The 437-nt window shown below is 64.8% G+C and carries 1 protein-coding gene; it reads left to right on the top strand.

Annotation, left to right across the window (positions count from 1 at the left end; genetic code table 11):
• On the top strand, window positions 1-437 hold a 437-nt coding region (locus tag DVK05_RS16660), incomplete at both ends, for an alanine--tRNA ligase-related protein (RefSeq protein WP_233562261.1).

The raw sequence follows: 437 nt of genomic DNA, 5'->3' as shown, positions 1-437 counted from the left end.
GGACGGTGACGCTCGATCACACCTACTTTTACGCCGAGAGCGGTGGCCAGCCCGCAGACAGCGGAACGATCGACGGCGTCCAAGTCGTCGACGTTCAGGAAGACGCCGACGCGGTCCGGCACACGCTGACGGCGTCACCCTCGTTCGAGGTCGGCGACGCGGTGACCGGTGTCGTCGACGACGACTTCCGAACGTACTGTATGCGAGCACACACGGCGAGTCACGTGCTCTACGGAGCTGGTCGCCGGCTTCTCGACGATCTCGGCTACGGCGGCTTCGACATCTCCGAAGAGAAGGTCCGTCTGGACTTCACGACGCCGACTGAGATCGACGACGAGACCCTCGTCGAACTCGAACGGCTGACGAACCGTGCGATCTGGGACTCTCTGGACGTGAGCTGGGCGGAGGTTCCGGCAGACGAGGCGACCGCTCGCGAC

Source organism: Halorubrum sp. Atlit-8R (assembly GCF_003666025.1).
Classification (GTDB): Archaea; Halobacteriota; Halobacteria; order Halobacteriales; family Haloferacaceae; genus Halorubrum; species Halorubrum salinarum.
The sequence above is the reverse complement of the archived record's forward strand: the minus strand, read 5'-3'. Positions and strand labels throughout refer to the sequence as shown.